The sequence below is a fragment of the Pectobacterium hainanensis genome (assembly GCF_046237015.1).
Taxonomy (GTDB): Bacteria; Pseudomonadota; Gammaproteobacteria; order Enterobacterales; family Enterobacteriaceae; genus JBJYIN01.
Map to the genome: position 1 here is coordinate 233,708 of NZ_JBJYIN010000003.1, position 25,927 is coordinate 259,634.

22 protein-coding genes are annotated in these 25,927 nt (G+C 49.0%); 11 read left to right on the forward strand and 11 right to left on the reverse strand.

Annotated features, from left to right (window positions below; genetic code table 11):
• Nucleotides 1-102 precede the first annotated feature (102 nt).
• From ACKPVM_RS04690 to ACKPVM_RS04710, 5 genes are all read left to right on the forward strand, one after another.
• A complete protein-coding gene (locus tag ACKPVM_RS04690) occupies nucleotides 103-723 on the forward strand; it encodes a heme acquisition protein HasA (RefSeq protein ID WP_409307319.1) in 621 nt (206 codons plus the stop codon).
• A 165-nt stretch (nucleotides 724-888) separates the two neighbouring features.
• The gene (locus tag ACKPVM_RS04695) at nucleotides 889-2,715 is read left to right on the forward strand and encodes a type I secretion system permease/ATPase (RefSeq protein WP_409307321.1); all 1,827 of its coding nucleotides are present in this window, start codon (nucleotides 889-891) and stop codon (nucleotides 2,713-2,715) included.
• A gap of 87 nt (nucleotides 2,716-2,802) precedes the next feature.
• Nucleotides 2,803-4,161, forward strand: a complete 1,359-nt coding sequence (locus tag ACKPVM_RS04700; protein WP_409307322.1) for an HlyD family type I secretion periplasmic adaptor subunit — start codon at nucleotides 2,803-2,805, stop codon at nucleotides 4,159-4,161.
• A 2-nt stretch (nucleotides 4,162-4,163) separates the two neighbouring features.
• Nucleotides 4,164-5,513 carry a TolC family outer membrane protein gene (locus ACKPVM_RS04705; RefSeq protein ID WP_409307324.1) on the forward strand — a complete coding sequence of 450 codons (1,350 nt, stop codon included), beginning with the start codon at nucleotides 4,164-4,166 and terminating at the stop codon, nucleotides 5,511-5,513.
• Between the two features lie 778 nt (nucleotides 5,514-6,291).
• Nucleotides 6,292-7,632, forward strand: a complete 1,341-nt coding sequence (locus ACKPVM_RS04710) for an anaerobic C4-dicarboxylate transporter (RefSeq protein ID WP_409307325.1) — start codon at nucleotides 6,292-6,294, stop codon at nucleotides 7,630-7,632.
• Nucleotides 7,633-7,715: 83 nt separating this feature from the next.
• Here ACKPVM_RS04710 and cuyB read toward each other — a convergent pair whose 3' ends face one another.
• The 3 genes from cuyB to ACKPVM_RS04725 all read right to left on the reverse strand — a co-directional run bounded on the left by cuyB (nucleotide 7,716) and on the right by ACKPVM_RS04725 (nucleotide 10,578).
• Nucleotides 7,716-8,471 carry a cysteate racemase gene (gene cuyB / locus ACKPVM_RS04715; RefSeq protein ID WP_409307327.1) on the reverse strand — a complete coding sequence of 252 codons (756 nt, stop codon included), beginning with the start codon at nucleotides 8,469-8,471 and terminating at the stop codon, nucleotides 7,716-7,718.
• The gene (gene cuyA / locus ACKPVM_RS04720; RefSeq protein ID WP_409307399.1) at nucleotides 8,471-9,481 is read right to left on the reverse strand and encodes a D-cysteate sulfo-lyase; all 1,011 of its coding nucleotides are present in this window, start codon (nucleotides 9,479-9,481) and stop codon (nucleotides 8,471-8,473) included. The genes cuyB and cuyA overlap by 1 nt, the downstream gene beginning before the upstream one ends.
• Nucleotides 9,482-9,555: 74 nt before the next feature.
• Nucleotides 9,556-10,578 carry a malate/lactate/ureidoglycolate dehydrogenase gene (locus tag ACKPVM_RS04725; RefSeq protein WP_409307328.1) on the reverse strand — a complete coding sequence of 341 codons (1,023 nt, stop codon included), beginning with the start codon at nucleotides 10,576-10,578 and terminating at the stop codon, nucleotides 9,556-9,558.
• Nucleotides 10,579-10,955: 377 nt separating this feature from the next.
• On the opposite strand from ACKPVM_RS04725, the gene ACKPVM_RS04730 reads away from it, so the two are divergent.
• The 4 genes from ACKPVM_RS04730 to ACKPVM_RS04745 all read left to right on the forward strand — a co-directional run bounded on the left by ACKPVM_RS04730 (nucleotide 10,956) and on the right by ACKPVM_RS04745 (nucleotide 14,916).
• Nucleotides 10,956-11,912: an ABC transporter substrate-binding protein gene (locus tag ACKPVM_RS04730; protein WP_409307401.1), complete on the forward strand. Its 957-nt coding sequence runs from the start codon at nucleotides 10,956-10,958 to the stop codon at nucleotides 11,910-11,912.
• A 75-nt stretch (nucleotides 11,913-11,987) separates the two neighbouring features.
• The gene (locus ACKPVM_RS04735; RefSeq protein WP_409307329.1) at nucleotides 11,988-12,854 is read left to right on the forward strand and encodes an ABC transporter ATP-binding protein; all 867 of its coding nucleotides are present in this window, start codon (nucleotides 11,988-11,990) and stop codon (nucleotides 12,852-12,854) included.
• Entirely contained in the window at nucleotides 12,814-13,680 is an 867-nt protein-coding gene (locus tag ACKPVM_RS04740; RefSeq protein WP_409307331.1) for an ABC transporter permease, read from the forward strand. The genes ACKPVM_RS04735 and ACKPVM_RS04740 overlap by 41 nt, the downstream gene beginning before the upstream one ends.
• A 126-nt stretch (nucleotides 13,681-13,806) precedes the next feature.
• Nucleotides 13,807-14,916 (forward strand): iron-containing alcohol dehydrogenase family protein, encoded by a 1,110-nt coding sequence (locus ACKPVM_RS04745; RefSeq protein WP_409307333.1) that lies wholly within the window; start codon nucleotides 13,807-13,809, stop codon nucleotides 14,914-14,916.
• A gap of 110 nt (nucleotides 14,917-15,026) precedes the next feature.
• Here the strand turns inward: ACKPVM_RS04745 and gltP are convergent, their stop codons facing one another.
• Together gltP and cbl are read right to left on the reverse strand one after the other, a co-directional pair.
• A complete protein-coding gene (gene gltP, locus ACKPVM_RS04750; RefSeq protein WP_409307334.1) occupies nucleotides 15,027-16,343 on the reverse strand; it encodes a glutamate/aspartate:proton symporter GltP in 1,317 nt (438 codons plus the stop codon).
• A 437-nt stretch (nucleotides 16,344-16,780) separates the two neighbouring features.
• The gene (gene cbl, locus ACKPVM_RS04755) at nucleotides 16,781-17,734 is read right to left on the reverse strand and encodes an HTH-type transcriptional regulator Cbl (protein WP_409307336.1); all 954 of its coding nucleotides are present in this window, start codon (nucleotides 17,732-17,734) and stop codon (nucleotides 16,781-16,783) included.
• A 344-nt stretch (nucleotides 17,735-18,078) separates the two neighbouring features.
• On the opposite strand from cbl, the gene ACKPVM_RS04760 reads away from it, so the two are divergent.
• Nucleotides 18,079-18,921, forward strand: coding sequence for an AraC family transcriptional regulator (locus ACKPVM_RS04760; RefSeq protein WP_409307337.1), 843 nt, complete (start codon nucleotides 18,079-18,081; stop codon nucleotides 18,919-18,921).
• 125 nt (nucleotides 18,922-19,046) lie between these two features.
• Complete coding sequence (locus tag ACKPVM_RS04765) at nucleotides 19,047-20,030, forward strand: DMT family transporter (protein ID WP_409307339.1); 984 nt, start codon at nucleotides 19,047-19,049, stop codon at nucleotides 20,028-20,030.
• Between the two features lie 98 nt (nucleotides 20,031-20,128).
• Here the strand turns inward: ACKPVM_RS04765 and ACKPVM_RS04770 are convergent, their stop codons facing one another.
• The 6 genes from ACKPVM_RS04770 to ACKPVM_RS04795 form a co-directional block, all read right to left on the reverse strand.
• Nucleotides 20,129-20,629 carry a TlpA family protein disulfide reductase gene (locus ACKPVM_RS04770; RefSeq protein ID WP_409307341.1) on the reverse strand — a complete coding sequence of 167 codons (501 nt, stop codon included), beginning with the start codon at nucleotides 20,627-20,629 and terminating at the stop codon, nucleotides 20,129-20,131.
• On the reverse strand, nucleotides 20,616-21,335 hold the full coding sequence (locus ACKPVM_RS04775; protein WP_409307342.1) for an ABC transporter ATP-binding protein: 720 nt from the start codon (nucleotides 21,333-21,335) through the stop codon (nucleotides 20,616-20,618). Before ACKPVM_RS04775 ends, ACKPVM_RS04770 begins: the two co-directional genes overlap by 14 nt.
• 4 nt (nucleotides 21,336-21,339) lie before the next feature.
• On the reverse strand, nucleotides 21,340-22,452 hold the full coding sequence (locus ACKPVM_RS04780; protein WP_409307402.1) for an ABC transporter permease: 1,113 nt from the start codon (nucleotides 22,450-22,452) through the stop codon (nucleotides 21,340-21,342).
• Between the two features lie 16 nt (nucleotides 22,453-22,468).
• A complete protein-coding gene (locus tag ACKPVM_RS04785) occupies nucleotides 22,469-23,758 on the reverse strand; it encodes an ABC transporter permease (protein WP_409307343.1) in 1,290 nt (429 codons plus the stop codon).
• Between the two features lie 2 nt (nucleotides 23,759-23,760).
• Entirely contained in the window at nucleotides 23,761-25,158 is a 1,398-nt protein-coding gene (locus ACKPVM_RS04790) for a Fe-S-containing protein (protein ID WP_409307345.1), read from the reverse strand.
• 221 nt (nucleotides 25,159-25,379) lie between these two features.
• The gene (locus ACKPVM_RS04795; RefSeq protein ID WP_409307346.1) at nucleotides 25,380-25,907 is read right to left on the reverse strand and encodes an iron transporter; all 528 of its coding nucleotides are present in this window, start codon (nucleotides 25,905-25,907) and stop codon (nucleotides 25,380-25,382) included.
• Nucleotides 25,908-25,927: the final 20 nt, after the last annotated feature.

A 25,927-nucleotide genomic window follows, 5' to 3' on the forward strand; every position in this document is an offset into this window, starting at 1 on the left:
GGTAGATAACAGGAAAGCAAAGGCGACGGTAATCAACCGACGCCTTTCGTGGCATACACGGGTTACCGTGTATATCAATCGTTAGTTAATGAGGAGTCTGTTATGAGTTTTGCAATTACCTACGATAGCTACTACGCCAATTATAGTATTACCGATTATCTGACTGAATGGTCAGCCGCGTTCGGCGATGTTGAACATACGGCAGGCAATACAGAGGTCGGAGGAAACAATACTGGCGGCTTCTACGGTGGCGATACATTTATAGACGGAACTCAATATGGTATTACCAGTACGCAAAATGAGTTTTCTGCACTCATTGCCGAAGGTGATCTGACCTACACCCTTTTCTCCTCTCCTGCGCATACCCTGTATGGCGATCTCGATAGTCTTTCATTTGGGAATGTGTTGAAAGGGGGGACCACGGAAGGAACCACCTATTCTCTCGCCGAACCGGAAGTGACCTTCAGCGGATTAGACCTGTCAACCGACGTGGCCAACTTGACGCTTGATAACCGTGGTGTTGTCCACGATGTGGTCTATGGTCTGATGAGTGGTGATGTCCAACCTCTTCTGACGGCCTTAACCAGCGCCGGTATTGATATCAATGCCAGCCTGGACAGCCTGAGCTTCGCAACAGCCACCGCAGATGCGGCGATTGCCACAGACGCCACCATCGATGTTGTCGGTGTTGCCGATACTGCCGATCTGCTGTTGGTAGCCTAAGAAAACGGCTAAAAGTCTCACCTTTTAGCCGTTTGAAAGCACACCGCTACGGTACAGAGAGAACGTCGCGCCGTAGCGGTGACTCAAGTGTAATGATTGCCGGGAAGCCTCGTCAATAGCGGAATGGCTAACGGCACGCGCCTATTTATTGAGGAAGGATACGCCATGCCTTCACCCCGTTCCGTCTCATCAGGAAGAGAAATTATTGACGCACTGGCAACCTATCGTCAGGGGTTCTGGGGAATTGGCCTATTCAGTGCCGTCATTAATCTTCTGATGCTGGTTCCCGCCATTTATATGTTGCAGGTTTACGATCGCGTCCTGCCTTCTGGCAACACAATGACGCTGGCTATGCTGACGGTAATCACGCTAGGCCTGTTTTTATTCATGGGGTTACTGGAATGGATACGCAGCGCCGTGGTGATCAGCCTCGGAACGCAAATGGATATGCAACTTAATCAGCGGATCTATAATGCCGCTTTCGAAAATAACCTGAAGAATGGCCCTGCCAAGGGAGGGCAAGCCCTGAGCGATCTCACCACCTTACGACAGTTCGCAACCGGTAATGCTTTATTCGCTTTCTTCGATGTTCCCTGGTTTCCCATCTATCTACTGGTCATCTTCCTGTTGCATCCATGGCTGGGGCTTACGGCACTGATTGGAGCCATCATCCTGATAGTATTCGCATGGTTAAACCAGCGACTAACGCGTGAACCGTTGGCGCAGGCAGCAAAAATTACCGTTCAAGCGACTCAACAGGCCAATGCGAATTTACGCAATGCCGACGCCATTGAGGCGATGGGGATGCTGGGGGCCATGCGCCAACGCTGGCTGACGCAACACCAGCAATTTCTTCATTACCAAAATGTCGCCAGTGAAAAAAGCGCCAATATTACTTCACTGGCCAAAAGTACCCGGCTGGCACTCCAGTCACTGATGCTCGGGCTCGGTGCGCTGCTGGCGGTAAACGGTGACATTACCCCCGGAATGATGATTGCGGGATCGATTCTGGTGGGCCGGGTATTAAGCCCTATCGATCAGATCATCGCCGTCTGGAAACAATGGATGCAAGCGAGATTGGCCTGGCAACGACTTAACGAATTACTGGATCAAAATCCGGTCCGCACCACAGGTATGGCATTGCCTGCTCCACAAGGACGATTACAGGTAGAACAACTCAGTGCCAGCCTACCGCATTCTCGAACACCGATACTGGTCAATCTCACTTTTGAGCTATTACCAGGTGACGTACTGGGTGTATTAGGGCATTCCGGATCGGGAAAATCCACCCTGGCACGTCTGCTGATTGCGGCACTCCCCCCACTGAGCGGTAAGGTCCGGTTGGATGGCGCAGATCTACATCAATGGGACAAAGAAAATCTGGGCCGTTTCGTTGGTTACCTGCCGCAGGATGTGCAGTTATTCAACGGTACCATTGCCGAAAATATTGCCCGTTTTAACCGACCTGACGCCGAAAAAATTGTGGCTGCCGCGATGGCCGCCGGCGTACATGACATGATTCTGCGTTTGCCACAAGGTTACGATACTCAATTGGGTGACGGAGGCGCAGGCCTCTCCGGTGGACAAAAACAGCGGGTGGCGCTGGCTCGAGCTATTTATGACTCGCCCAAACTGATCGTACTGGATGAGCCTAACGCCAGTCTGGATGAAGATGGTGAAAAAGCGCTACTGACCTCGATTGCCACTCAACAGCAAGCTCTGTGCACACAAATTCTGATCACCCACAAGGCCAGCCTCCTGTCCTGCACGAACAAGCTTTTGGTTCTACGTGCGGGGCAAATTCAGTATTTCGGTGAAACCACACAGGTACTCAAGGAACTCCAGCGTGGACAACCGGTAAAACCGCCCGCCGTCAAACCAGTCGCCGTTCCCTCGTCTACACAGACTTTCAAACCTTCCCTGCCGGGCTCATCCGGGCTAAGTATGGTTTATAGCGCATCAGGATCGCGTAAAGCCGCGCCGGATAAATAACAAGAAGAGTACCGCCCTCACACACAGGGTAATTCAGGAATGTGTACGCCAGAGACTGGCTTGTTCGATTTCTTAACGAGGATGGATATGTCTGCCCCAGTTAAATCAATGTATCAGCCAAATATTGCCTCAGCCCCAGTGACGGGAAATGCCGCAGTAACGCCATTACACACCGATGCCGGACGCCATTTAAAACGAGGAGTATTACTGGTTCTGCTCGGTTTTATCGGTATGCTACTTTGGGCCGGATTAGCCCCGTTGGATAAAGGTGTCGCAGTATCAGGACGGGTCATTGTCGCCGATAACCGAAAGGCCGTACAACCGGTCAACGGTGGTCGTATTGCAACGCTAGCCGTGCGCGACGGTGAACAGGTACAGGCTGGACAAACGCTCGCGACGTTAGATCAAACACCAGCCCAGGCTCAACGCGATAACTTATCGACCCAACTTCTGGAAGCGCTGACCAGTGAAGTCAGACTGAAAGCCGAACGCGACAATTTAGCCGCGATCCCCTTTTCCGAAATGCCATTAACCACCGGATTACGTTCTCAGCAAATTCAGGCAGCACAACAGCAACTCTTTGTCAGTCGCCGAGCGGCAATCCAGCAGGAGATTGCCGCAATGCAGGCTGCCATCATCGGGGCTAACGCACAATGGCACGGTGCCCAGGCACTGCTTACGAGTAATCAAACGCAATACCACATTATCAACCAACAATTACAAGGATTACGCCCGCTGGCATTGGAAGGCTATATCGCCCGTAACCGTTTACTTGACGTCGAACGTCAGGCTGCACAGTTAGCTGGTAGCATTGCACAAGAACGCAACAATATGGTGCAGATACACCAACAGGTCATTGAGCTGGAAGAAAAAATCCAACAGCGCCAGAACGAGTATCAAAAGGATGTGCGTACACAGCTTACCGAACTTCAACGGTCTATTCAGGATATGACACACCGACTGACCTCTGCGGAATATGAATTGCAAAACACGCAGATCCGCGCTCCTGTTAGCGGCACTGTTGTTGGGTTAACGCTGCACACCGAAGGCGGCGTCGTTAGCCCTGGACAGGTTCTGATGGAAATTGTCCCCAATGGGCAACCGCTGCTCATTGATGCCCAGCTCCCCATTGAGCTGGTAGACAGGGTAACGGAAGGTTTGCCGGTAGAACTGCTATTTCCCGCATTTAATCAAGCCACAACGCCACGTTTCTCCGGCACTGTGATACTGATCGGCGCCGATCAGCTTCTCGATCAACAGACGGGAAAACCCTACTACGCCCTACGAATTCGCGTTGATGAACAAGAAAAACAGCCGTTTTCTGATCTTGCTGTTCGCCCCGGCATGCCGGTCGAAGCATTTGTACGAACAGGAGAACGCTCGTTGCTTAATTATCTGTTTAAGCCGCTATTGGATCGTTTGCATATCGCTCTGACCGAGGAATAATCATGCTGCGTTTTTTATATATTCAAGCGATACGCCATTATCGGTGGTTATTTTGTTTTTTCGCATTAGGTTACGGAACATCAAGTCAGGCATTGGGGTTAATGGAAGCCTGGCATTTAGCCTTAGCCCACGATCCCACCTTTCAGGCCGCTATTCATGCACGTAATGCTGGTGTAGAAGAAAAACATATCGGACGAGCGGGACTATTGCCGACCATCACCTACGACTATAGTCAGTCCCGTAACGATTCAACGGTAACCAGCAATGCCCAGAAAGCTGAACGAGACTATAACAGCCACGCCTCCAGCTTCACCTTGCAACAACCACTGTTGGATTATGAAGCCTGGTCACGTTACCAGCAGGGGGAAGCCAGTGCCGTACTAGCAGATGAACAATTGCGCGATCAAAGCCAGCAACTGCTGGTCCGTTTATTTCAGTCCTACAGCAACGTGCTATTCAGCCGGGAACAAATTACGTTGGTTCAGGCTCAGCAGCGGGCATATCGGGAACAATACCAACTTAACCAGCGTTTATATCAGCAAGGCGAAGGGACACGCACTGACATTCTGGAAACGGAAGCCAGGCTCAACCTCACCGATGCTCAACTGATTGAAGCACAAGATAATCTCGATATCAGCCTGCGCGAACTCGAAACCTTATTGGGTATCCCCATCACCGCCGGACAACTTGCTGAACTCACTCCGCGTTTCACACCGAGACAACTTCAGCCCGCCAATTACCAACACTGGCAATCACTCGCGGCTCGCCATAATGCGCAATTACTGGCGCTGGGCCAATCACTCGCCGTAGCAAAATACAGTATTGAACGTAATCGGGCGGGTCATCTGCCACAAGTCACATTCGTTGCCAGCACACGCCATACCCAATCCGATACCGAGAGCAGTTATAACCAGAAATATGATACCCGCTCAATCGGTATTCGAATTAGCGTGCCTATTTTTGCCGGAGGCGGTGTTTCCGCTGCGACACGTCAGGCTCAGGCGCGCTATCAACAAGCGGCCAAAGAAAAAGACGAGCAAACTGCGACCATTCAAATTGAATTACGTCGCCAGTTTAATTTGGTGACCAGTAGTCAGGCAAAAATTCGGGCATATGAATTAGCAGAGCAATCGGCTCTGGCGCTGGTCACTGCGACGCAAAAAAGTGTACAAGGCGGAGAACGCGTTAACCTCGATGTACTCAATGCAGAACAGCAATTGTATGGCGCGAGACGCGACCTCTCCGAAGCTCGCTATACGTGGCTAACCGCCTGGCTACAGTTACGTTACTATGCTGGCACACTGGATGAACAAACCCTACATCAGCTATCAACCTACTTCATTCATGTATAGGGTTGTCATACCTTTCGGGCGCGTATTCTGGCGTTCCCACCGTTCGAACTCTCGGTGGACAGACACGCCATTTATTCCGCTAACGTCAGCAATCTGACTGCGCCATGCGATTTATTTTCAGGAGTGGTCAAATTAAAATATATTCTAAAAAATTTTATAAAATTATTACCCTAATAACTTACAACACTATAAAAACCGTTTATTAAAACAATATAGCAAAGAATTAAAACAGATAATAAAAGCAACTTTAGATAAAAAAAGGGAGAGAAAATCAATCATTATCATTGGCTAATACCAATAACTGCCTGTCATTATTGACATTCAATAACAAAAGGGATTTAAGTTCACAAAGAAATAAATAATCATTTAAAATCAAATGGATAAGATCAAAATACTCATTATTGGGTATTTCGCACCTATCACAAGGTGGATTATCATATCAAAAACAGAACAAAACAGCCCATAAATAAAAACCAATAAACAACAAAAATAGAACAACAATTAAATAAAAAACCAATATTTATCAAATATATTAACTTAATGTCGATTTTGTTTAATTCATCATTTATTAAAAAAGTAATTTTACACTTAAAAAAGTAAATAAACCACAAGAGAATAATTATTGAGAGCTAGTTCCTTTATTTCGCGTAAAAATTAGAAACATAAAAATTAATAGATGTAGATCAAGAAAATGAATAACAAATAATCCCTATAGTACCCGCGACGAAGGTAAGACAACCTAATTAATTAACTCGTCATTTTGAGCAATGGGGTATCTATGGACTTTATCATTCAATTAGTCATCGTCCTGATCTGTCTTTTCTACGGTGCTAGAAAAGGTGGGATCGCGCTAGGTTTATTAGGCGGTATAGGACTGGTCATTCTGGTATTTGTTTTTCAACTTCAACCGGGTAAACCACCCGTCGACGTCATGCTGGTTATCATTGCAGTGGTAGCCGCATCCGCAACGCTTCAGGCCTCAGGGGGTCTGGATGTTATGCTACAGATCGCAGAAAAGCTGCTGCGCCGTAATCCGAAGTATGTTTCGATTATTGCGCCGTTTGTGACCTGTATCCTGACCATCCTGTGCGGTACTGGCCATGTGGTTTATACCATCCTGCCAATTATTTATGATGTCGCTATCAAAAATAATATCCGTCCTGAACGTCCTATGGCGGCGAGTTCCATCGGTGCACAAATGGGTATCATTGCCAGCCCGGTCTCCGTTGCCGTGGTGTCACTGGTTGCCATGTTGGGTAATTTCACCTTCCAGGGGAAACACCTCGGTTTCCTTGACCTGCTGTCAATTACCATTCCCTCTACCTTACTGGGTATTCTGGCTATCGGTATTTTCAGTTGGTTCCGTGGTAAAGACTTGGATAAAGATGAAGACTTCCAGAAATTCATCGCCGATCCAGAAAACAAGCACTATGTTTATGGTGACACCGCCACGCTGTTGGATAAAAAATTGCCTCGCAGCAATTGGATCGCCATGTGGATCTTTTTAGCCACCATCGCCGCGGTTGCTATTCTGGGTGCTGTCGAAGAATTGCGTCCGGTCTTTGCAGGCAAACCATTATCCATGGTTCTGGTTATTCAGATGTTCATGCTGTTTTCTGGTGCCATTATCATTATCGCCACCAAAACGAATCCCTCATCAATTTCCAAGAATGAAGTGTTCCGCTCCGGGATGATCGCCATTGTGGCGGTGTATGGTATTGCCTGGATGGCAGAAACCATGTTCGGCGCACATTTGGATCAAATCAAAGCGACCTTGGGTTCACTGGTTAAAGTTTACCCATGGGCCTATGCCATCATTCTGTTGATTGTATCGAAGTTCGTTAACTCTCAGGCTGCGGCATTGGCTGCGATTGTGCCTGTCGCGTTGGCTATCGGTGTTGATCCGGCTTATATCGTCGCGTCTGCACCAGCTTGTTACGGTTATTACATTCTGCCAACGTACCCAAGCGACTTGGCTGCCATTCAGTTTGACCGTTCAGGCACCACCAAGATTGGTCGTTTCGTTATTAACCACAGCTTTATTCTGCCAGGTTTGATCGGGGTAAGTACTTCCTGCGTCTTTGGCTGGGTATTTGCTGCAATGTACGGCTTTATCTAACGATATTGTGTGACACAAAAAGCCGTTCGATTTCTCGAGCGGCTTTTTTATTTATCCGTCTTTACACCCTAAATCATTCAGCCTCAGCGCGACACCTCACCCGATTTCACGGTATGGGACCACAAATCGACACAGACCTGAGCTAACGCCTGTGTGGGATCAATACTGATATCCAACCAACGTGACTTCACCGCCGTCAACGCCAGAGGAACTTCTGTGCAGGCCAGAACTAACCTTTGCGCCCCGCGCTCAATAAGCCGCAGTGCCAATTGTTCCAGTAATTCCCCTCCGCGTTGTAACTCACCGCGTTTCACGGCATAGCAACCCGGCACAAATAGACTATTCATTTCCTGTTCGTTTGGCTCCAGCGTCACCACGCCTTTCGCCGCAAACCGTTGCTGATACCACCCGGCGCTAAGCGTGCCTTGCGTGGCAATGAGTCCAATCTTTTGCTGTGCTTGCAGGCTAACGCTGGCAAACTGTTCAGTCCAAGCCAACGTAGCGTCAGCAATGTGCAAAACGGGCACGTCACTTTCCGCAGCCAGTTCATCAAACCAATGATGAGCCGTATTGCACGGAATAACGATATGGCTGACTGGTAACTGGTTTAACTGACGAATAGCAGATAATAATACCGGTAGTGGCGACTCACCGGTTCCTGCCAATGCCCGTTGTCGGTCGGGGATCTGCGGCACATTCCAGGCAATAATCGGAACATGTTCTTGATCGCAATTGGCTGGTGTTTGCTCAATAATTTTTTGCAACAGATCGACCGTAGCCAGCGGTCCCATGCCACCCAACACACCGATCAAGATGGCTTTATCTGGTGTAATCTTCATCAGAGTGACGTATTTTCCAGCAGTTGGCGATAGCCAAAAAGTCCGGCAGCGCCACCGGTATGAATGAACACAATATTCTCATCAGGATGAAAATAGCCGCGACGGATCAAATCGATTAACCCAGCCATGCCTTTACCGGAATAAACAGGATCGAGCAAAATACCTTCCAATCGCGCCAATAACGTTAGTGCTTCCAACGTTCCATCCGTTGGAATACCGTATCCATCCCCGACATAGTCACTATTCACCTTAACCGTATCGCGGGGGATCGAGCCAGGAATCCCAAGCAGTTGCCAGGTGCGTTGCGCCAACGCATAGACATTTTCTTCCTGCTGTTCTCTCGGCGCTCGGACGCTAATCCCCAGCAAAGGGATCTGGCTGTTCGTTGCGGTTAAGCCAGTAACCAACCCCGCCTGCGTGCCAGTGCTTCCCGTCGCATGTACAATATGATCAATGCGCAAACGCTGTTGGCTAGATTGAAACAGCAATTCTTCGGCACAGGCCACATAACCCAATGCGCCAATCGGATTAGAACCGCCTCCTGGGATGACATAGGGTTTGAACCCTTCCTTGCGTAAGGAATCAGCGAGTGCTTCCATCGCCTGTTGCATATTGGTACCGGCAGGCAAGTGCTCAACCACCTCACCACCCAATAAGTTATCCAGTAAAATATTGCCCGATCGCTGGTAGTCCTCTCCGTACTTACTCACTCGCTGTTCCAACAGCACTTTCGTTTTAAGCCCCAACTTTGCCGCAGCGGCAATAGTTTGACGAACATGGTTAGACTGCGTCGCCCCCTGAGTGATAATGACATCAGCCCCCTGCTGTTGGGCATCCGCTAACAAAAACTCCAATTTGCGCGTCTTGTTGCCTCCCGTCGCCAAGCCGGTCGCGTCATCACGTTTGATATAAATCGTCGGTCCGCCTAAGTAGGCAGTCAGATGCGGCAGCACCTCAAGCGGCGTAGGAAAGTGTCCCAGAGATAAACGGGGAAAGCGGGCGAGATGCATCATGTTCTCCTTGAAAGTAAATAAAAAATTAAAACGCAGCGCACGTTTTTATATACTGATAACTCATCAGATAATTAAGCGGCTTGTTGGTTTAATTCGAAAAGTTGTTTCCAACTGGTGTCATCAACATAAATTCCATTTTTAATACGATGACGATAATGTTTCTTTTCCGCATCACCCGGCAAAAGTAATGCATCATCGTCACGTGATTGCCTGACCCAAGCTAATAACGCTGGGATTTCATTTTGATACGTTTCCGCGCCACCAAGCCGTTGTGGATCAATTAAAATAGACAGCATACTATTAATAATCCGCTTGCCTTCCCCTGTTGCCGTCCGTTCTGTTTTTCCGCCAGTTAACGCCGCGCCTAATAACGAGCAAATCAGAGATAACCCCGATCCTTTATGTTGTCCAAACGGTAATAATGCCCCTAACGGCTCTTCCATCAACCAACGAGGATCAACGGCAGGATTACCTTGATTATCGACAATCGCGCCAGCTGCCAGTAATTTGCCCTCATTCCATGCAATTCTCGCTTTATTACCTGCAATAACGCTGGTGGCAAAATCCAGAATAACGGGATCCTCACCGTCTACCGGCACACCGACACAAAATGGATTTGTGCCAAAACGCGGGTACTGCCCCTGCCAGGGAAGAACCACGGGCTTGGTATAAACGTTGGCAAAGTGCAGCGAAACTAAGCCTGCGCGGGCAGCTTGCTCCGCCCATGCACCAATGCGCCCTAAATGATGGGCATCAGCAAGACTGACAACCGCGATCCCTTGAGATTGCGCACGCTCAATACCCTGAGTCAACGCCTGTTGTGCGACCACCTGTCCAAATCCATGATGGCCGTTAAAGGAAATCAAAGGGCCAAAATCCAGCGTTTTCTCTGCATTCGCATGAGGCGATAATCCTCCTTCATGAATAGCAGCAATATAGCGCGGCAGCATGCTGACACCATGTGAATCATGACCTTTAAGACTCGATTCAACCAGATTATCCGCCACCACGTTGGCTACCGTATTATCAACATGAATCTCAACCAATTTATCACGCAAAAAATCACGTAAATAATAGTGACTGAACACAGGCATAGCAGCCTCGTAACATAAAATAAAAGAGAGCCCTCACTATAACTCGCCGGTTTTGATACATAACTGAGAAATAAAACTATCGATATGAGATTTTCAGCTAAAGCATATCTCGCGGCACAATAAAACGGATCCCATAGATAAAAATCGAAAAACATCTAAGTTATTCCAAAAAAAGCTTTATCAAGCGATGACAATAAAAAATAAGATTCACATGGTCATAAAAATTAACGAGTCAATTTATTCATAATGATTATGTAGATATTGGCCAATCAGATAAAAATCAAAATGAATATTATTAAAAAAGGAAAGATATGAACCACATATTTAAAAATAAAAAGCTTAATCGACTCACTCAAACTACGGCACTTCTTGGGCTCATGTTTACCTCTTTTGCCAGCCATGCAGAAGGCAATATCAGTATTGCACAGCAATTTGGTATTGGTTATTTGATACTGGATGTCGTACGCGACCAAAATCTGATTGAAAAACACGGTAAACAGCAAGGGCTGGAGATTAAGGTAGACTGGCGTACGCTTTCTGGCGCAACGGCGATCAATGAAGCACTACTTTCCGGCGCGCTGGATGTGGCATCCGCGGGTGTGCCACCGATGTTAACCGTATGGGATCGAACCCGCGGTAAGCAAAATGTCAAAGCGATAGCGTCACTGGGTTCAATGCCAAATTACCTGCTCAGTAACAATCCAAAGGTAAAAACCATTGGCGACCTGAGTGATAAAGACCGTATCGCCGTTCCCGCCGCCGGAGTGGGTTTCCAATCTCGCACTCTGCAAATTGAAACGGCAAAACAATATGGCGTTGGTGATTTCAAGCGCTTTGACAGTATTACGGTCAGTCTGCCCCACCCGGATGCCAGTGCCGCGCTGATTGCCGGTGGTTCTGAAATCAATACGCATTTCTCCAGCCCGCCTTTCCAATATCAGGCTCTGGAGCACGCAAACGTCCATAAAATACTGAGCTCTTACGATGTACTTGGCGGGCCAGCAACGTTCAACGTGCTGTATACCACGCAAAAATTCCATGATGAGAATCCCAAAACCTATCGCGCTTTTTACGATGCACTCGCTGAAGCGGCTGAGATTATCAAAGCCAACAAGCCTGCTGCTGCCGACACCTATATTCGGGTAGAAAAATCACGGCTTGATCCGGCATTGGTGAAGAAAATCGTTGAAGACCCAGAGATTGATTTCACGATTACGCCTCAGCGTACTTATGTTTACGCCGAAAAATTACACCAGCTTGGCATACTGAAAAATAAGGCAGACTCATGGAAGGACTATTTCTTTAATGAAATTCATGAACAGCCGGGTAGTTAATTCACATTCATCATCTTGCCCTGTTCAATGGACATATTGATCGCCCAAGACCACCTGTCGTGCACTGGAGGATTCATGCGCCACGCTTTTAACAATGAGCTTAACAGGCCCCTATTACAAATTGACGGCGTCGGGTTGGAATATCGTACTCGCCGCACGCAGGTTCGTGCTACGCATGATGTCAGCTTCGATGTTTTTCCTGCCGATCGCTTTGTACTGCTCGGCCCTTCCGGCTGTGGAAAATCCAGCCTGTTAAAATCCATCGGCGGTTTTTTACCCGCAGTGGAAGGTGAAATCCGGTTGGATGGAGAGCAAGTAACCCAACCAGGGCCTGATCGGATTATGGTTTTTCAGGAGTTCGACCAGCTTCCACCATGGAAAACCGTTTTAGAAAATACCCTCTTCCCGTTAGTCGCCAGTCGTCAGGCAAACCGTGCCGAGGCACGTGAACGAGCTCTCTATTTTCTGGATAAGGTTGGATTGACCTCATTCGCCGATGCTTATCCCCATACGCTATCAGGTGGCATGAAGCAACGCGTCGCCATTGCCAGAGCGTTAGCCATGCAGCCCAAAGTCTTGTTAATGGATGAACCTTTTGCCGCATTGGATGCGCTAACCCGCCGCAAAATGCAAGAGGAGTTACTCTCGCTGTGGGACGAGGTACGCTTCACGCTGCTATTTGTAACGCATTCTATTGAAGAGGCATTGATCGTCGGCAGCCGTGTACTTTTGCTTTCTCCTCATCCTGGTCGGGTTCGGGCTGAGATTAACTGCCACCAATTTACGATGGACGATCAAGGAAGCGAAGCATTTCAGGCAACGGCTCAGCGAATTCATCATCTGTTGTTTCCCAATGAAGGCACCGCGCCATCTCCTATTCACTCGCGTCAAGGTAAATACGATGAATACCCATCCCCCCGTGCGGCCAGAGTATCAGCGTGAACTCGCGCCACTTAAAAATATTACGTTGGCCCTGCCTTTGCCTCTCGTTACCCGGCTATGGAATCAGGCCTGGCTGCGGAAAACTGTCATTTTGTGCGGATTAATCGTTTTATGGGAATTGGGCGCACGTTGGCAAAACAATGAGTTAATGTTCCCCGGCTTTCTACAAACGCTTAGCGCCTTTCGTGAAGATCTGACCAGCGGTGAACTGCCAAGCAAAGTGTTGGTTTCACTCAGTACATTGGTGAAAGGGTATGTTATCGGTAGCCTACTTGCGTTGGGGCTCAGCGCGTTAGCAGTATCAACCCGTATTGGTCGTGACCTGCTGGCCACCTTAACATCCATGTTTAATCCTTTACCCGCCATCGCCTTACTGCCGCTGGCATTGTTGTGGTTTGGCCTGGGCGAGAAAAGCCTGGTTTTTGTACTTGTGCATTCCGTCATGTGGCCGATGGCGCTCAACACCTATTCCGGCTTTCTCAGCGTTTCCGAAACACTGCGCATGACGGGACGGAATTATGGTCTGACTGGCCGCCGCTACGTCACTTACATTCTGGTTCCTGCTGCTTTGCCCTCCATCTTATCGGGACTGAAAATTGGCTGGGCATTTGCCTGGCGTACGCTGATTGCTGCCGAACTGGTTTTCGGCGCGTCCAGCGGCAACGGTGGATTAGGCTGGTACATTTTTCAGAACCGTAATGAACTCTACACCGACCGCGTGTTTGCCGGTTTGGCTTCCGTCATTATCATCGGTTTGCTGGTTGAAGGGCTCATTTTTTCCAGCATTGAGAAATTCACGGTAAAACGCTGGGGAATGCAACGCTAAACAAATCGTCGTGGTTCTGGTTATGCAAATTGCACTCATACATAACCAGAATTGTTCCTTTGTTGTGATGTCCATCGCTGTTACAACAAGGCAATCACCTTCCTTCACCTTATAGAGACCGCATACATGATTGCAATTCAAGCACCAGAAACCTACCTGAATCGTGATGGCGTTATTCACTCTGTTGGTGAATTCATTACGCCTTATGCCAAAACTATTCTGATCGTGACCAGTCACCAAGCCTGGCAAGCAACAGCAGAACGCGTCGAGCACAGTCTGAAACAGCAGGGATTGATTTATCAGATTGCATTCCTCTCCGGCTACTGCACCAAGCGAGTCATTGAAGAACTGACTGCCCAGGCTCGTGAACTAAACGCCGAGCTAATTTTAGGCATCGGTGGTGGAAGAGTATTGGATTCAGCGAAAGCCGTTGGCGAAGTGTTGGGTCAAATTCCTGTGATTACCGTCCCCACCATTGCAGCAACCTGTGCAGCATGGTCGCCCATTAGCGTGATTTATAGCGAGACTGGTGCGCACCACGGAGCCATCGCGCTAAGGCGGTTACCGGTGTGGGTATTGGTAGACAGCGAAGTGATAGCACAAAGTTCAACACGTTATCTCAAAGCGGGTATCGTGGATGCATTGGCAAAGTGGTATGAATTCCAGCCTTATTTACGCAACGGCGATGATAGTCTGGCGTTAGCGTTGAAAGCTCAAGCCGCTAAACTGGCCGTCGATACCTTCACCGCCTACGCCGATCAAGCCATTCAGGATAATGAACGGAAGCAGGTCACTCCGGCCTTACGCAAAGTTATTGATGCCGTTATTGCACTGGCTGGTGTGGCAAACAGCATGAAAGATGACATTCCCCGAGTGGGCGTTGCGCATGCGATTCATAACAGCATGACGCGCTTACCCGAACTTCATGATTGGTTACACGGTGAAAAGGTAGGGTTTGGCCTGACAGTACAGGCTTACCTTGAGCATGACGACGTTCAGAAAAGGGAACCTCTACTATCGCAACTCCATCGCTATGGCAGCCCGCTGACGCTATCGTCGCTGGGCCTGGATGCACATCCCACGTTGGTTGATGCTATTGCGCAGGAAGTAAAGATCGCCTCAAAAATTGCGGCACTACTGCCTTTCCACATCGATAAAGATCGGATCAGAAACGCCTTATGGCGCACTCAGGAACGAGTGACATTACCTCATCTGAAAGATGATCGGGCAGCATAACAACCATGCCCCGGAAATAACCAACCGGGGCATAATACAAACGCGTACTTAGACCGAATCAACCGTATTTAACCTGACGCTCGGCGATCCGCCTCGAAACGTTTCTTCTTTTACTCCTGATGCGCGGTTTGTGTATTTATTCCTTTTATTTCGTTTTCATAAGCACGCGCTTTCTTCTCATCAAACTGGTTTTCCCATTTGGCGATCACCAGCACGGCCAGCGCATTACCCACAACATTCAATGCCGTTCGCGCCATATCCAGAATACGGTCAACCCCTGCGATAAACGCCAACCCCTCCAATGGAATACCAACGCTACCCAACGTTGCCAGCAGTACGACAAACGACACGCCCGGTACGCCAGCAATGCCTTTTGACGTTAGCATCAACGTCAATACCAGTACAATTTCCTGCCCAATCGACAGCTCAATGCCATATAGCTGCGCAATAAAAATCGCCGCGATACTTTGATATAACGTAGAACCATCAAGGTTGAAAGAATAGCCCGTGGGTACCACAAAGCTGGTGATCGATTTCGGCGCGCCATACGCCTCCATCTTTTCAATAATTCGTGGCAACACCGTCTCTGAGCTGGCCGTGGAATAAGCAAGGATCAATTCATCTTTCAGAATACGAATAAGCATCGTCACGCGTAATTTGCATACACGCGCCACACAACCCAGCACCACCAATGCAAAAAATAGAATCGAGGCATAAACCAGAATCACCAGCTTAGCCAACGGCCACAGAGAGGCAAAACCGAAGTTGGCAACGGTGACAGAAATCAAGGCAAACACCCCTACCGGCGCGTAGCGCATGATCATATGCGTCACTTTGAACATCGTTTCAGAGACGCCCCGAAATACATTTAGCAACGGGTCACGATGATCTTTAGGCAAAGAGGATAAGCCCAGTCCAAACAGCACCGAGAAGAAAATAATCGGCAGCATATCGCCTCGGGCAATAGCGGCAAAAATATTCGGTGGAATCAGCGACAGGATGGTGCTCACTAAACTATGTGAACCACTCTGAACCTGCTCGGTGGTTTTTTCATATTGCGAGATATCAACAGACGTCAGCATCGACATATCAATGCCATGTCCCGGCTGGAAAACATTCGCGAGGGTGATGCCAAGAACAATGGCAACCGTCGTAATGATTTCAAAATAAACTATGGTCTTAAGACCGATACGCCCCAGTTTCTTTGCGTCACCCACGCCGGCGATACCCACAATCAGCGTGGCAATAACAATCGGAACCACAATCATTTTAATCAGACGGATGAAGATATCGCCTGCGGGGCTAAGAATATTGCTAATGAGCCACTGGCGACTCTCTGCCTGTTCATGTAGCACCGCACCGAGTGCGATCCCCAGAATCAATGCGATAAGAATTTGCCAGGCCAGGCTGATTTTTTGGACTTTCATTGTGATTTTCCGTTTTAAAACTCCTCGCCACGAACGAATGGCGATCGCGCAAATTCCGGCTAACATTGAGCCGTAAAATTAGCGTGGAGGTGATAAGAATCGAGTATGTTTGATGAACAGATGGCTGCTTTTTTTCTCTACCTGAGTGCAGAATGAATCACATAGTTATTCAATTAAAACGCACAAGTATTTGTATCTAAAAACAAAACACCAAACATAAGTTATTGTTATAACTGGGATGCTACTATCCCCATACGGTGAGATCAAGCGGATTATCATCAAGGCAAATCATAGTTATGCTAACCAGCAGACCACGTTATCGCCCAGACGAAGACAGGAATAAAACAAACAAAACGGGAATACCCGTTATCAGGTTGTCAGCCAGCAAGCAAAACCTGCTGGCGGTAAACCACGCCAGACACGTCAGAAAACGCGCCCTAAATTTGATAATCAATAATCGGTGCTTCACTGTCCGTAAACACACGATCTTTGATATCGTCAAGCGACAACTCGGTATTACAAAGCTGAATAAACTTCCAGGCATAATTGCGCTGAAGTTGGTGCTTCTTCAATCCCAACCAAACGGTATTCGCTTCAAATAAGTGTTCCGCATTTAGTTTGACTAACCCCTTATCGCGCTCTGGATCATAAGAGCGATCCGCGACAATGCCGACGCCAAGCCCCAATTCAACATAGGTTTTAATCACATCAGAATCCTGTGCGCTCAGAGTAATATCCGGTGACAGACCGGCAGCCTGAAAAGCACGATCCAGTCGAGAACGCCCGGTAATACCTTGACGATAAGTAATCAGCGGCATGGTATTGAGTGTCTCCAGCGTCAATACCGACTCCTCTACCAGTGGATGATTTTCCGGCACAATGATCGAATGGTGCCAGCGGTAATAGGGAAAAGCGGCCAGCGCAACATCGTTAATCAAGCGTTCACTGGCAATACCGATATCTGCCTCGCCTGAATGCAGCATTGCCACAATTTCATCCGGCGTACCCTGATTCAGCACCAAACGAACCTGTGGATACAATGCCCGAAATTCCTTGATCACATTCGGCAGACTATAACGCGCCTGTGTGTGCGTGGTTGCGATCACCAGTTGCCCAGTGTCATTATTGGTGAATACATTGGCCAGACGGCGGATATTACCCGCATCATTCAGGATTCGTTCGGCGACAATCAGCAGTTCCTTGCCTGGCTCCGTCATACCCAGTAATCGCTTCCCGCGACGGACGAATATTTCAATCCCTAATTCTTCTTCCAGCTCACGAATATGCCGACTCACCCCCGACTGCGATGTGAACAATGTATTGGCCACCTCAGTCAGGTTGTAGTTGCAACGTGCAGATTCACGAATAATTTTCAGTTGCTGAAAGTTCACTTTTCACCCCATCGTTGGTATTACATTTCAGCCTGATACTCAAAGCTTTTCAGACATTCGGTATATAGATACGAAGGAATGGCGCTCAGGACAAATACAGAAATAGTTTTTGTTATGCCCTTTTAAACTAAAGAAAATAACGATTTGAAATTATTAACATTATTAGCTTCTTACTTCGTCTTAACCTGATAAAAATTCTCTTTCGCTTTTTCTGTATGCCTAAGTTCTTAGGTGACCGGAAGATGCTACGTCTTCCTTCTTGCCCATCAATTTTCTTGGCATACTTCCAGGCGGTCGTTTATGGTTATCAGGCTTATCGCCAGAAATCGTAATGGAAAGGTATTATGCAGGGCGTTCCTGAACACTTTACCGATGAAAAAGACTATGCGCAGTTTCGGCATCATCCGACGCTCCCCGGTATCGAGCTTTACCATGCGCATGTATCTCGCTACGCCTTTGAACCCCATACCCACGAAGCATTTGGTATTGGCACCATTGACGCCGGTGCCGAAGCCTTCCGTTATCGTGGTGCAAAACACGTCGCCTCAGTAAATTCACTGGTGTTAATGAACCCGGATGAACTGCATACCGGTCAGTCAATGACAGAAGACGGGTGGCGTTACCGCATGATTTATATCCGTCCGGAAACGCTGGAAACACTATCGGGCGAGAAAGGGTGGTGGTTCACCGATGTTGTGCGCCACGATCCCGGCAGGGCTCGCCAACTGGCGCTCACGCTGTCTGGCCTTTGGCAAACCACCGACGCACTCGCCAGCGAAAGTCTGATGCTGTCGCTGATTTCACTGTTCCGTCCACATGCCCGTATTGCACACCAAGCCATTGCCGAACCGACGCACCGATTTGACATAGTGAAAACCTATCTGCGGGATAATTTTGCCAGGACCGTGACATTGAACGAGCTTTCATCCTTGGTTGCACTCAGCCCATACCACTTTTTGCGTCAATTCAAGGCTCAGTTCCACGTCACGCCTCATCAAATGTTAATGGCTATCCGTCTGTATGAAGCCAAGCAGATGCTGACATACGGCATGCCTGCCGCACAGGTTGCCCTTGCCGTCGGCCTCACCGATCAGGCTCACCTGACAAAAACCTTTTCACAACGCTATGGTATTACACCAATCCGCTATCAAAAGCAGGTAATGCCTCGCCGACGCTTACGCGGCTAGTGCCGTATTTGCCTACGGCACAGCACCCAAATTTCCATGTCATAACCGCAATATCCTACAATAATGACCGCCGCTTGATCGTTACACTAGGTTCCCTTTTATTAATATTGAATCACAGGTTTGTCATGCTTATTGGCGTACTTTTCGCCCTTGCCGCAGGGTTGATGTGGGGGTTAATTTTTGTTGGTCCCGTTTTGGTACCGGAGTACCCGGCCGCCTTACAGTCAACCGGACGTTATCTTGCCTTTGGGCTGATCGCATTGCCGCTGGCATGGCTCGATCGCGACAGACTGCGTCAGTTAAGTCGCCAGGACTGGGTTGAAGCACTCAAACTGACGGCTGTCGGTAATTTGCTGTATTACTTCTGTCTCGCCAGCGCGATTCAACGCACTGGTGCGCCAATTTCAACCATGATCATCGGTACGCTGCCCGTCGTGATTTCAGTCTCCGCCAATCTGCTTTATAGCAAACACGATGGCAGAATTGCCTGGCGTTCACTTACGCCCGGTCTGGTCTTAATTCTCGTCGGGTTGGTTTGCGTCAATATTGCAGAGCTGAACGATTCAAAAACACCGCTGGACCTCTGGCGCTATACAAGTGGTATCGTGCTGGCACTCATTGCCGTTATCTGTTGGACCTGGTATCCGTTGCGTAACAGTCGCTGGTTACGAGAGCACACCGATAAGACACCAACAACCTGGGCGACTGCGCAGGGACTGGTGACACTGCCACTGGCGATCTTTGGGTATCTGCTGGTGTGTGCTTATCTCTCGTTAACCAATGAAGGTTTCGCACTCCCTTTTGGTCCGCGTCCGATCGTCTTTATTCCACTCATGATCGCCATCGGGTTGTTTTGTTCATGGCTGGGAACACTTTGCTGGAATGAAGCGAGCCAGCGACTGCCCACAGTGCTGGTTGGTCCCTTGATCGTGTTCGAAACATTGGCCGGTCTGACCTATACATTTATCGCACGCCAATCCTGGCCACCGTTGCTCACACTGTGCGGCGTAGGTTGTCTGATTGTTGGTGTGATCTATGCGATGCGAATTAAACCGAAACCCGTTGTCGTACCGGTCATGGTGTCAAAACAAATGGAGTCAAAACAATAACGGAGCCCCCAGCCTAGCTGGGGGGATATACAAAAAGCCCTTTAGCGTCACTAAAGGGCTATCGGTAACAATAAGAAAAAATGCGCTATCGGAATAAATCAAACGCCTCGTGCAAGCTGGTCAAACAACAAAGCTAATTGCTCCTCGCTCCTTGCACCTTGATGTAATTCCAACACGTTGCCTTTACTATCAATGGCAAACGACGTTGGCGTACCAATAACCTGATAACGCTCTTTAGTGATCCCTAACTGGTCGCGCACGACCGGATAGGTCACGTTGTGATGAGTCAGTAATGCAGTGAGATCGATATTATCAGGATCGGTATTCACCGCCACCACGACCACTTTATCACCATAGTTTTTACTGAGTTTTTCCAGTGTCTCCATTTCCGCCAGACAACCACCACAGCCTGACGACCAAAAATTCAGATACACGCTTTTGCCCTGCCAGCGGGAGAGGTCTACCTGCTGCCCGGCTAAATCATACGCGGCCAGCGCCGGTGCCTGAGCGCCAACACTAACCTGTTCTTCCTTACAACCGCTAAGCAGTACCAACGCGCCCAGCAGACAAACCGCTTTGAGATAATTACGCCATAGCATGATGATTAATCTCCTCGCTTAAGTACTTACCGTGTTGTAAACGGATAATACGATCGGCAAACCTGCCCAGCTCAGGGTTATGCGTCACCATCACAATCGTCCTCCCCTGTCCATGCAGCGCTTTCAATAAATCCAACACACGCTGTTCGTTCTCTTCATCCAGGTTCCCCGTTGGTTCATCGGCAAAAATCACCGGAGGCTCGTTCACCAGTGCGCGTGCAATACATACGCGCTGTTGTTCACCGCCGGAAAGCTGACTAGGCAAATGATCGACACGATGCGCCAGACCGACCTGATCCAACACCCGTCGCGCGGCATCCTCATCCACTACGCTGTGATAATGTTGAGCCAGCATGATGTTTTCTAATGCGGTCAGAAAGGGAATCAGGTGAAATTGCTGAAAAACCAACCCAATTTTATCCGCTCTAAATTTACGCCGACCTTCCTCATCCAGCGCCGCGGCATCAACGCCATCCAATAGCACCTGACCGTCGCTTACCGTATCCAGACAGGTGAGGATGTTCATTAACGTGGTTTTACCGGAGCCTGAGGCTCCCATGATGGCAACAAACTCACCGCGGGCGATACGGATATTAATATTCTCCAGCGCGGTAACCTGACCAAAGCGTTTGTATAGCTGGCGAGTCTCGATCACAGCCTCTTCTGATACGTGCGCTACCGCTTGAACCTGTGTTGCTAAGGACATCGTGCTACTCTCCTTTTAATACTTTGGCTGGTTCGACATAAATCGCCCGTCGGGTAGGCACCACCGCCGCAGCCGCTGCAACCAGCAGCGAGAGCACCAGCGTTAACGGGAAAACCGGTGCTCGTAATGAAATTGTCGCATTGAATACCGCCATACCCAGAACCTGCGCCAGCAAATATCCCAGCAACGCACCACAGACAACGGCAGCCAGCGCAATGATGCCGGTTTCCGCCAGCATCTGGCGAATGATGTCTCGCCCGCTGGCACCCAATGCTTTCTGTAACGCAAATTCTCGCGCACGTTCACCCACAATAGCCATCAGGGTCGTGTTAACACACAGAGACGACAGCACCAGAATGACGACGGAAACTAATCCCATTAGCCCTTTGATTTTATTTAACACCTGACCTTCCGAAGCCGATACTTTCAGAATGGGGCGAATTTCCAACTGCGGATATTGTTTTTGGAGACTGGCCGCAAATTGATCGACCTGACCCAGATCGTTGCTAACACTCAGCAACGCATTACTGATAATCCCCTCTTTATCCAACCACTTTTGAGCCAGCGGAAGACTAACAATCAGCATGTTATCTGTCGCATCGCCAGATTCCACAATGCCTTTGATCCGTAAGCGTTGTCGGCCGCCATCTCCGACTAACGTGACGTTACCGCCGACTTTGACACCCAATCGTTCTGCCAACTTAACCCCAATCATCGCATTACGATCGTCAAAACCAACACCAATGCTATCGCCGGTAATCTGCCAGTAAGGCACCAGTGGGCGTAACGATTCAAACCATACGCCCATCAAAACCACTTTCTCCAGTTCGGTACGCGCCATGCCATACAGATAAGGGCTGGCGGCATTAATCAACCCCGCCGGGGCGTTATCCACAATCGGCTGAAAGGTACTTTGCGGCAGCGAATTCCCCCGCGCAGGGCCAATATAAAAGTTAGCCCCGAAAGTACGGAGCTCCTGACTCATTTTGGCATTGATATCGAAATAGACAGCGGACATAGCAGTGACAATTGCAGCACCGACAGTAAGGGCGGCAAACACCACGCTGACCCGTTGCATACGCAATCGCAGTGCTCGCAACACCAATCGCCAAAACATGCCATTCATCCAGGTATTAGCGGCCATATAACACCTCCACCGGATACAGTTTGGCAATACGACGGGCCGGGAACCAGGTACCGATGACAGCAATCAGCATCGATATCACTAATACACAAGGAATGACAATCCAGGCGAAACTGAGCGGAACCCCAAACAGCATCAGGCCAATGATCTTCGCCAATCCCCACCCTGCGATACACCCTGCGATGCCGCCAACAAGGCCGCTTAACGCGGCTTCAAGATAGAACAACAGCATAATCTGCCACTGACGCGCCCCAAGCGCTTTCATCAGGCCGATCTCCTTGGCTCTTTCCATAATCGTGCTGGTCATCAACGACGCAATGCCCATCGCCGCAGCAACCAACGCAGCGAATGTCACGACGGCCAGTAACAGTTGAATTTTATCAATCACCACGCCTTCTGACGCTGCTACCTGCCAGATAGGACGAACAACCGAACCGGAAATGGCTTCTTCAAGCTGATGCGCAATAGAAGAAACATAGGCGGTGCAATACCAAAGGTCATACTCTTCCGCGTTCAGCGCTTCAAGGTTCTCACGCGCTCGTCGAGAAAGTTCATTCTCAGGAACGGTCAGCGCCGAAACGCGGATCGCCTGAATCTTCCCTTCCAACCCTAATAAGGATTGAATCACGGCCAGAGGCATCACTAAACGCCCTTCCTCATCACCGCCACTGGTCAAAATACCGCTGATATGCGCGGTTACTTCACCTTGAGGGCCTCGCAATTGCAGATCGTTTCCCACCTGCCAGCCATTCTGTAACGCCAGTTGTTTACCTGCGAGGATCTCGACCGGTTTATCTTGTGCAATCGGTTCCTGCGGCCAACTTCCCGCCACCTGCCAGTAGGGACTAACCGTTGACTGACCGGTACGGTAATCTTCTTCATCAGGGACCGCGACCGGTTGAGAGAAAAAGGTTCCCAGTGCCGCTATCGTCTGGCCGTTGACCTCGATATCGCCACTCAGCAAGGGCGCAAAGCCGATAATGTTATTACGCCAGAAGATATCCTTAATGTTGGGTAATTCTGATTCATCCAAAAAATCCTGACCGTCCAGCGGATTACTGCGCTCACCAAAGAGCGCTGGCAATGCCGCTTGTCCAGCCGGTTCGATCAGAATATTCGCGCCATACGACTTTAATTCACGCGCCATCTTGTCGCCGATATCAATGGATACCGCCAGCAGAGCCGAAATTAAACCGGCAGCCAGAAAGACTGTCAGAACCGCCAGCGATTTACGCCGGATATTCCTGCGCCAGGATTGACGTAACATGCGCCATAACATGGTTATTCCCCTTCTGCGTGATCGTCAGCCGCTGCTTTTGAGGTAACAAATTTTCCGGGACTTTCACGAAAACGGTTATAGTTCGCTTCCGTCGAGAAGAAATAGGTCTTACCGCCGTAGCGATACTTATGTTCTGCCTTCACATTGGTTAATTTGGAACCGTCAACCGGGTCAATCACATCAAGAGAAACAATGGTACTGAAGTAGTTCGTCCCTGCCGCCAATGAGGCCCGACTAATCACCACTTCCTTATCATCATTACTCCAGCCCTCGATCGGCACCGGATTACACCCACCTGCTTTACCAATGGAAGGAATGAAGATACGCACATCACAAGCAACGCAAATGACCTGATTTCCATCCATCACATAACCCTGATCGCCACACAGCAAACAGGCATCAAATACCACGCCCAGCCGTAAACGATCTGGATAACGGTTAATGATGAAAAAACGCACCGCTTTGCCATCATCGGCTATCCAGACAAAACGATGTAGTTTGCCGTCACGTACCTGCTCTATCGGGATATGTACATTACCGTCCGCCGCCAGCGTGACAGGCAATGCTTCAGACAGGCGGGGCGGTTGTGAAGCCACCTTGTCCCAGTAAAGTTGTCCCAACAGCACAACCACTAACGCTACCAGCGTGGCAATCACGGTACGCAGCGCGTTACGGTAATCTGCCGTCGCTTTGCGTTTTTCTATCGGGTCACGTTGCTCATCCAGTCGCCGACTGGCCTGTTTCAGCGGCCAGAGATAGGCTCCGGCCAGCACGCTCATCAGCAATGCGCCGAAATAGTTCAACAGATAAGCATTATTTGTGACGTGTGCGACATAGCTTAGACGCGGCTTCGTTAGCCCTAGCACCTGAAGTTTCATCAACAACAATAAGAGCGTACCGCTAGTCGGCAGCATCAACATACCGAGAAGCAGAATCAGCAATGGCCAGCGTAGCAATTTCACGCGACGAACAATCAATCCACAGAGAGATGCACTGAAAACCAACCACGCTAACGCCATGACAATCGCACTGAAATTCAGCAACAAATCGGTATTAAGAACGTGTGTGGTTGTCAATGCGCTCAGATTAGGATCGCTCCCCCAATGAACCGCTGCACCAGCGACCAGAATCGCTTGCCACAGATAACCGAGACGCATATTGGCGGAAAACTGGCTGGCAAAAAATAACACCAGACCGATGGCCTGAGTCACCGTCATCCACAACTGAAGCTGTTGCCCGTTAGGCATCCGAGCACCAATCATCAACCCAGCTATCAACGCCAACAAGGTTATCCAACCCAGCGGCCTGATTTCCGGCGTGACGCGATGACTCCAGTTCAAACCAAGTAGCAACGCGATCGGCAAAAAAGCCTGTAGTGTAGTAACAAAGAAATAACTCATATTTCCTTCATCTTTCAAGTTGCAGGTGCGTGGGTTGCGTTAGTTCATCCTTTATCACCTACCACACCTTGAAAAAAACGTTGGCTGCATTTTTTAACAACGCAGTCCCATCACTCATCACCGCTCTGAGAAGACCACCTTGACTACAAATGCTCACGCCTCTGTAAACAGAGGCGTGAGCAATACCGCGATGATTTAAACGCTTACCGCGGTTATTACTGTCACTCTAAGCCTACATATTTGAAATCAAAGCTGACATCAAACGGCTTCCACCAACGACCTACGCCCGTTTCACCATCGGTATGACGATGCATACCGGCTTTGGATGGCGGATCGATGTGATAAGTCACTTTGTAGTTACCCACACCCATCATTTTTATATTCGCACCATAGTGTGGGCCATCGCTGGCAACCATTGGCATGAACGTCCCTTCTTGCTTGGCACCGGTATCTGTGTTGGTCAGGGTATAAGCGATAGTCAGGAACGGCATCCATTCACCCGCGCCGAAACCATTTTTGTTACCTTCAGCCGCATGGATATCCGCTTCCAGGTGAATATCGGCTTTTGCAGCAGGCAGCCCCATACCGCGAGGTTCCATGTCGATTGGTTGCAGATAAACCGCAGCAATTTCCATTTCATTCATGGAAACTGGTTCACCCGCAGGATATTCCTTAAAGGCAAACGCCGCTGGTGCAGTGAAAATGCCCGCAATGACGGCACTCGCAATTAATTTTTTTTGCATATTCATCAAACCCATCCTCATATCAT

Bases quoted from the DNA above. Each gene is read 5' to 3' on its own strand.
- ACKPVM_RS04690 (WP_409307319.1), top strand. From the start codon at position 103: ATGAGTTTTGCAATTACCTACGATAGCTACTACGCCAATTATAGTATT.
- ACKPVM_RS04695 (WP_409307321.1), top strand. From the start codon at position 889: ATGCCTTCACCCCGTTCCGTCTCATCAGGAAGAGAAATTATTGACGCA.
- ACKPVM_RS04700 (WP_409307322.1), top strand. From the start codon at position 2,803: ATGTCTGCCCCAGTTAAATCAATGTATCAGCCAAATATTGCCTCAGCC.
- ACKPVM_RS04705 (WP_409307324.1), top strand. From the start codon at position 4,164: ATGCTGCGTTTTTTATATATTCAAGCGATACGCCATTATCGGTGGTTA.
- ACKPVM_RS04710 (WP_409307325.1), top strand. From the start codon at position 6,292: ATGGACTTTATCATTCAATTAGTCATCGTCCTGATCTGTCTTTTCTAC.
- cuyB (WP_409307327.1), bottom strand. From the start codon at position 8,471: ATGAAGATTACACCAGATAAAGCCATCTTGATCGGTGTGTTGGGTGGC.
- cuyA (WP_409307399.1), bottom strand. From the start codon at position 9,481: ATGCATCTCGCCCGCTTTCCCCGTTTATCTCTGGGACACTTTCCTACG.
- ACKPVM_RS04725 (WP_409307328.1), bottom strand. From the start codon at position 10,578: ATGCCTGTGTTCAGTCACTATTATTTACGTGATTTTTTGCGTGATAAA.
- ACKPVM_RS04730 (WP_409307401.1), top strand. From the start codon at position 10,956: ATGTTTACCTCTTTTGCCAGCCATGCAGAAGGCAATATCAGTATTGCA.
- ACKPVM_RS04735 (WP_409307329.1), top strand. From the start codon at position 11,988: ATGCGCCACGCTTTTAACAATGAGCTTAACAGGCCCCTATTACAAATT.
- ACKPVM_RS04740 (WP_409307331.1), top strand. From the start codon at position 12,814: ATGAATACCCATCCCCCCGTGCGGCCAGAGTATCAGCGTGAACTCGCG.
- ACKPVM_RS04745 (WP_409307333.1), top strand. From the start codon at position 13,807: ATGATTGCAATTCAAGCACCAGAAACCTACCTGAATCGTGATGGCGTT.
- gltP (WP_409307334.1), bottom strand. From the start codon at position 16,343: ATGAAAGTCCAAAAAATCAGCCTGGCCTGGCAAATTCTTATCGCATTG.
- ACKPVM_RS04760 (WP_409307337.1), top strand. From the start codon at position 18,079: ATGCAGGGCGTTCCTGAACACTTTACCGATGAAAAAGACTATGCGCAG.
- ACKPVM_RS04765 (WP_409307339.1), top strand. From the start codon at position 19,047: ATGCTTATTGGCGTACTTTTCGCCCTTGCCGCAGGGTTGATGTGGGGG.
- ACKPVM_RS04770 (WP_409307341.1), bottom strand. From the start codon at position 20,629: ATGCTATGGCGTAATTATCTCAAAGCGGTTTGTCTGCTGGGCGCGTTG.
- ACKPVM_RS04775 (WP_409307342.1), bottom strand. From the start codon at position 21,335: ATGTCCTTAGCAACACAGGTTCAAGCGGTAGCGCACGTATCAGAAGAG.
- ACKPVM_RS04780 (WP_409307402.1), bottom strand. From the start codon at position 22,452: ATGTTTTGGCGATTGGTGTTGCGAGCACTGCGATTGCGTATGCAACGG.
- ACKPVM_RS04785 (WP_409307343.1), bottom strand. From the start codon at position 23,758: ATGTTATGGCGCATGTTACGTCAATCCTGGCGCAGGAATATCCGGCGT.
- ACKPVM_RS04790 (WP_409307345.1), bottom strand. From the start codon at position 25,158: ATGAGTTATTTCTTTGTTACTACACTACAGGCTTTTTTGCCGATCGCG.
- ACKPVM_RS04795 (WP_409307346.1), bottom strand. From the start codon at position 25,907: ATGAATATGCAAAAAAAATTAATTGCGAGTGCCGTCATTGCGGGCATT.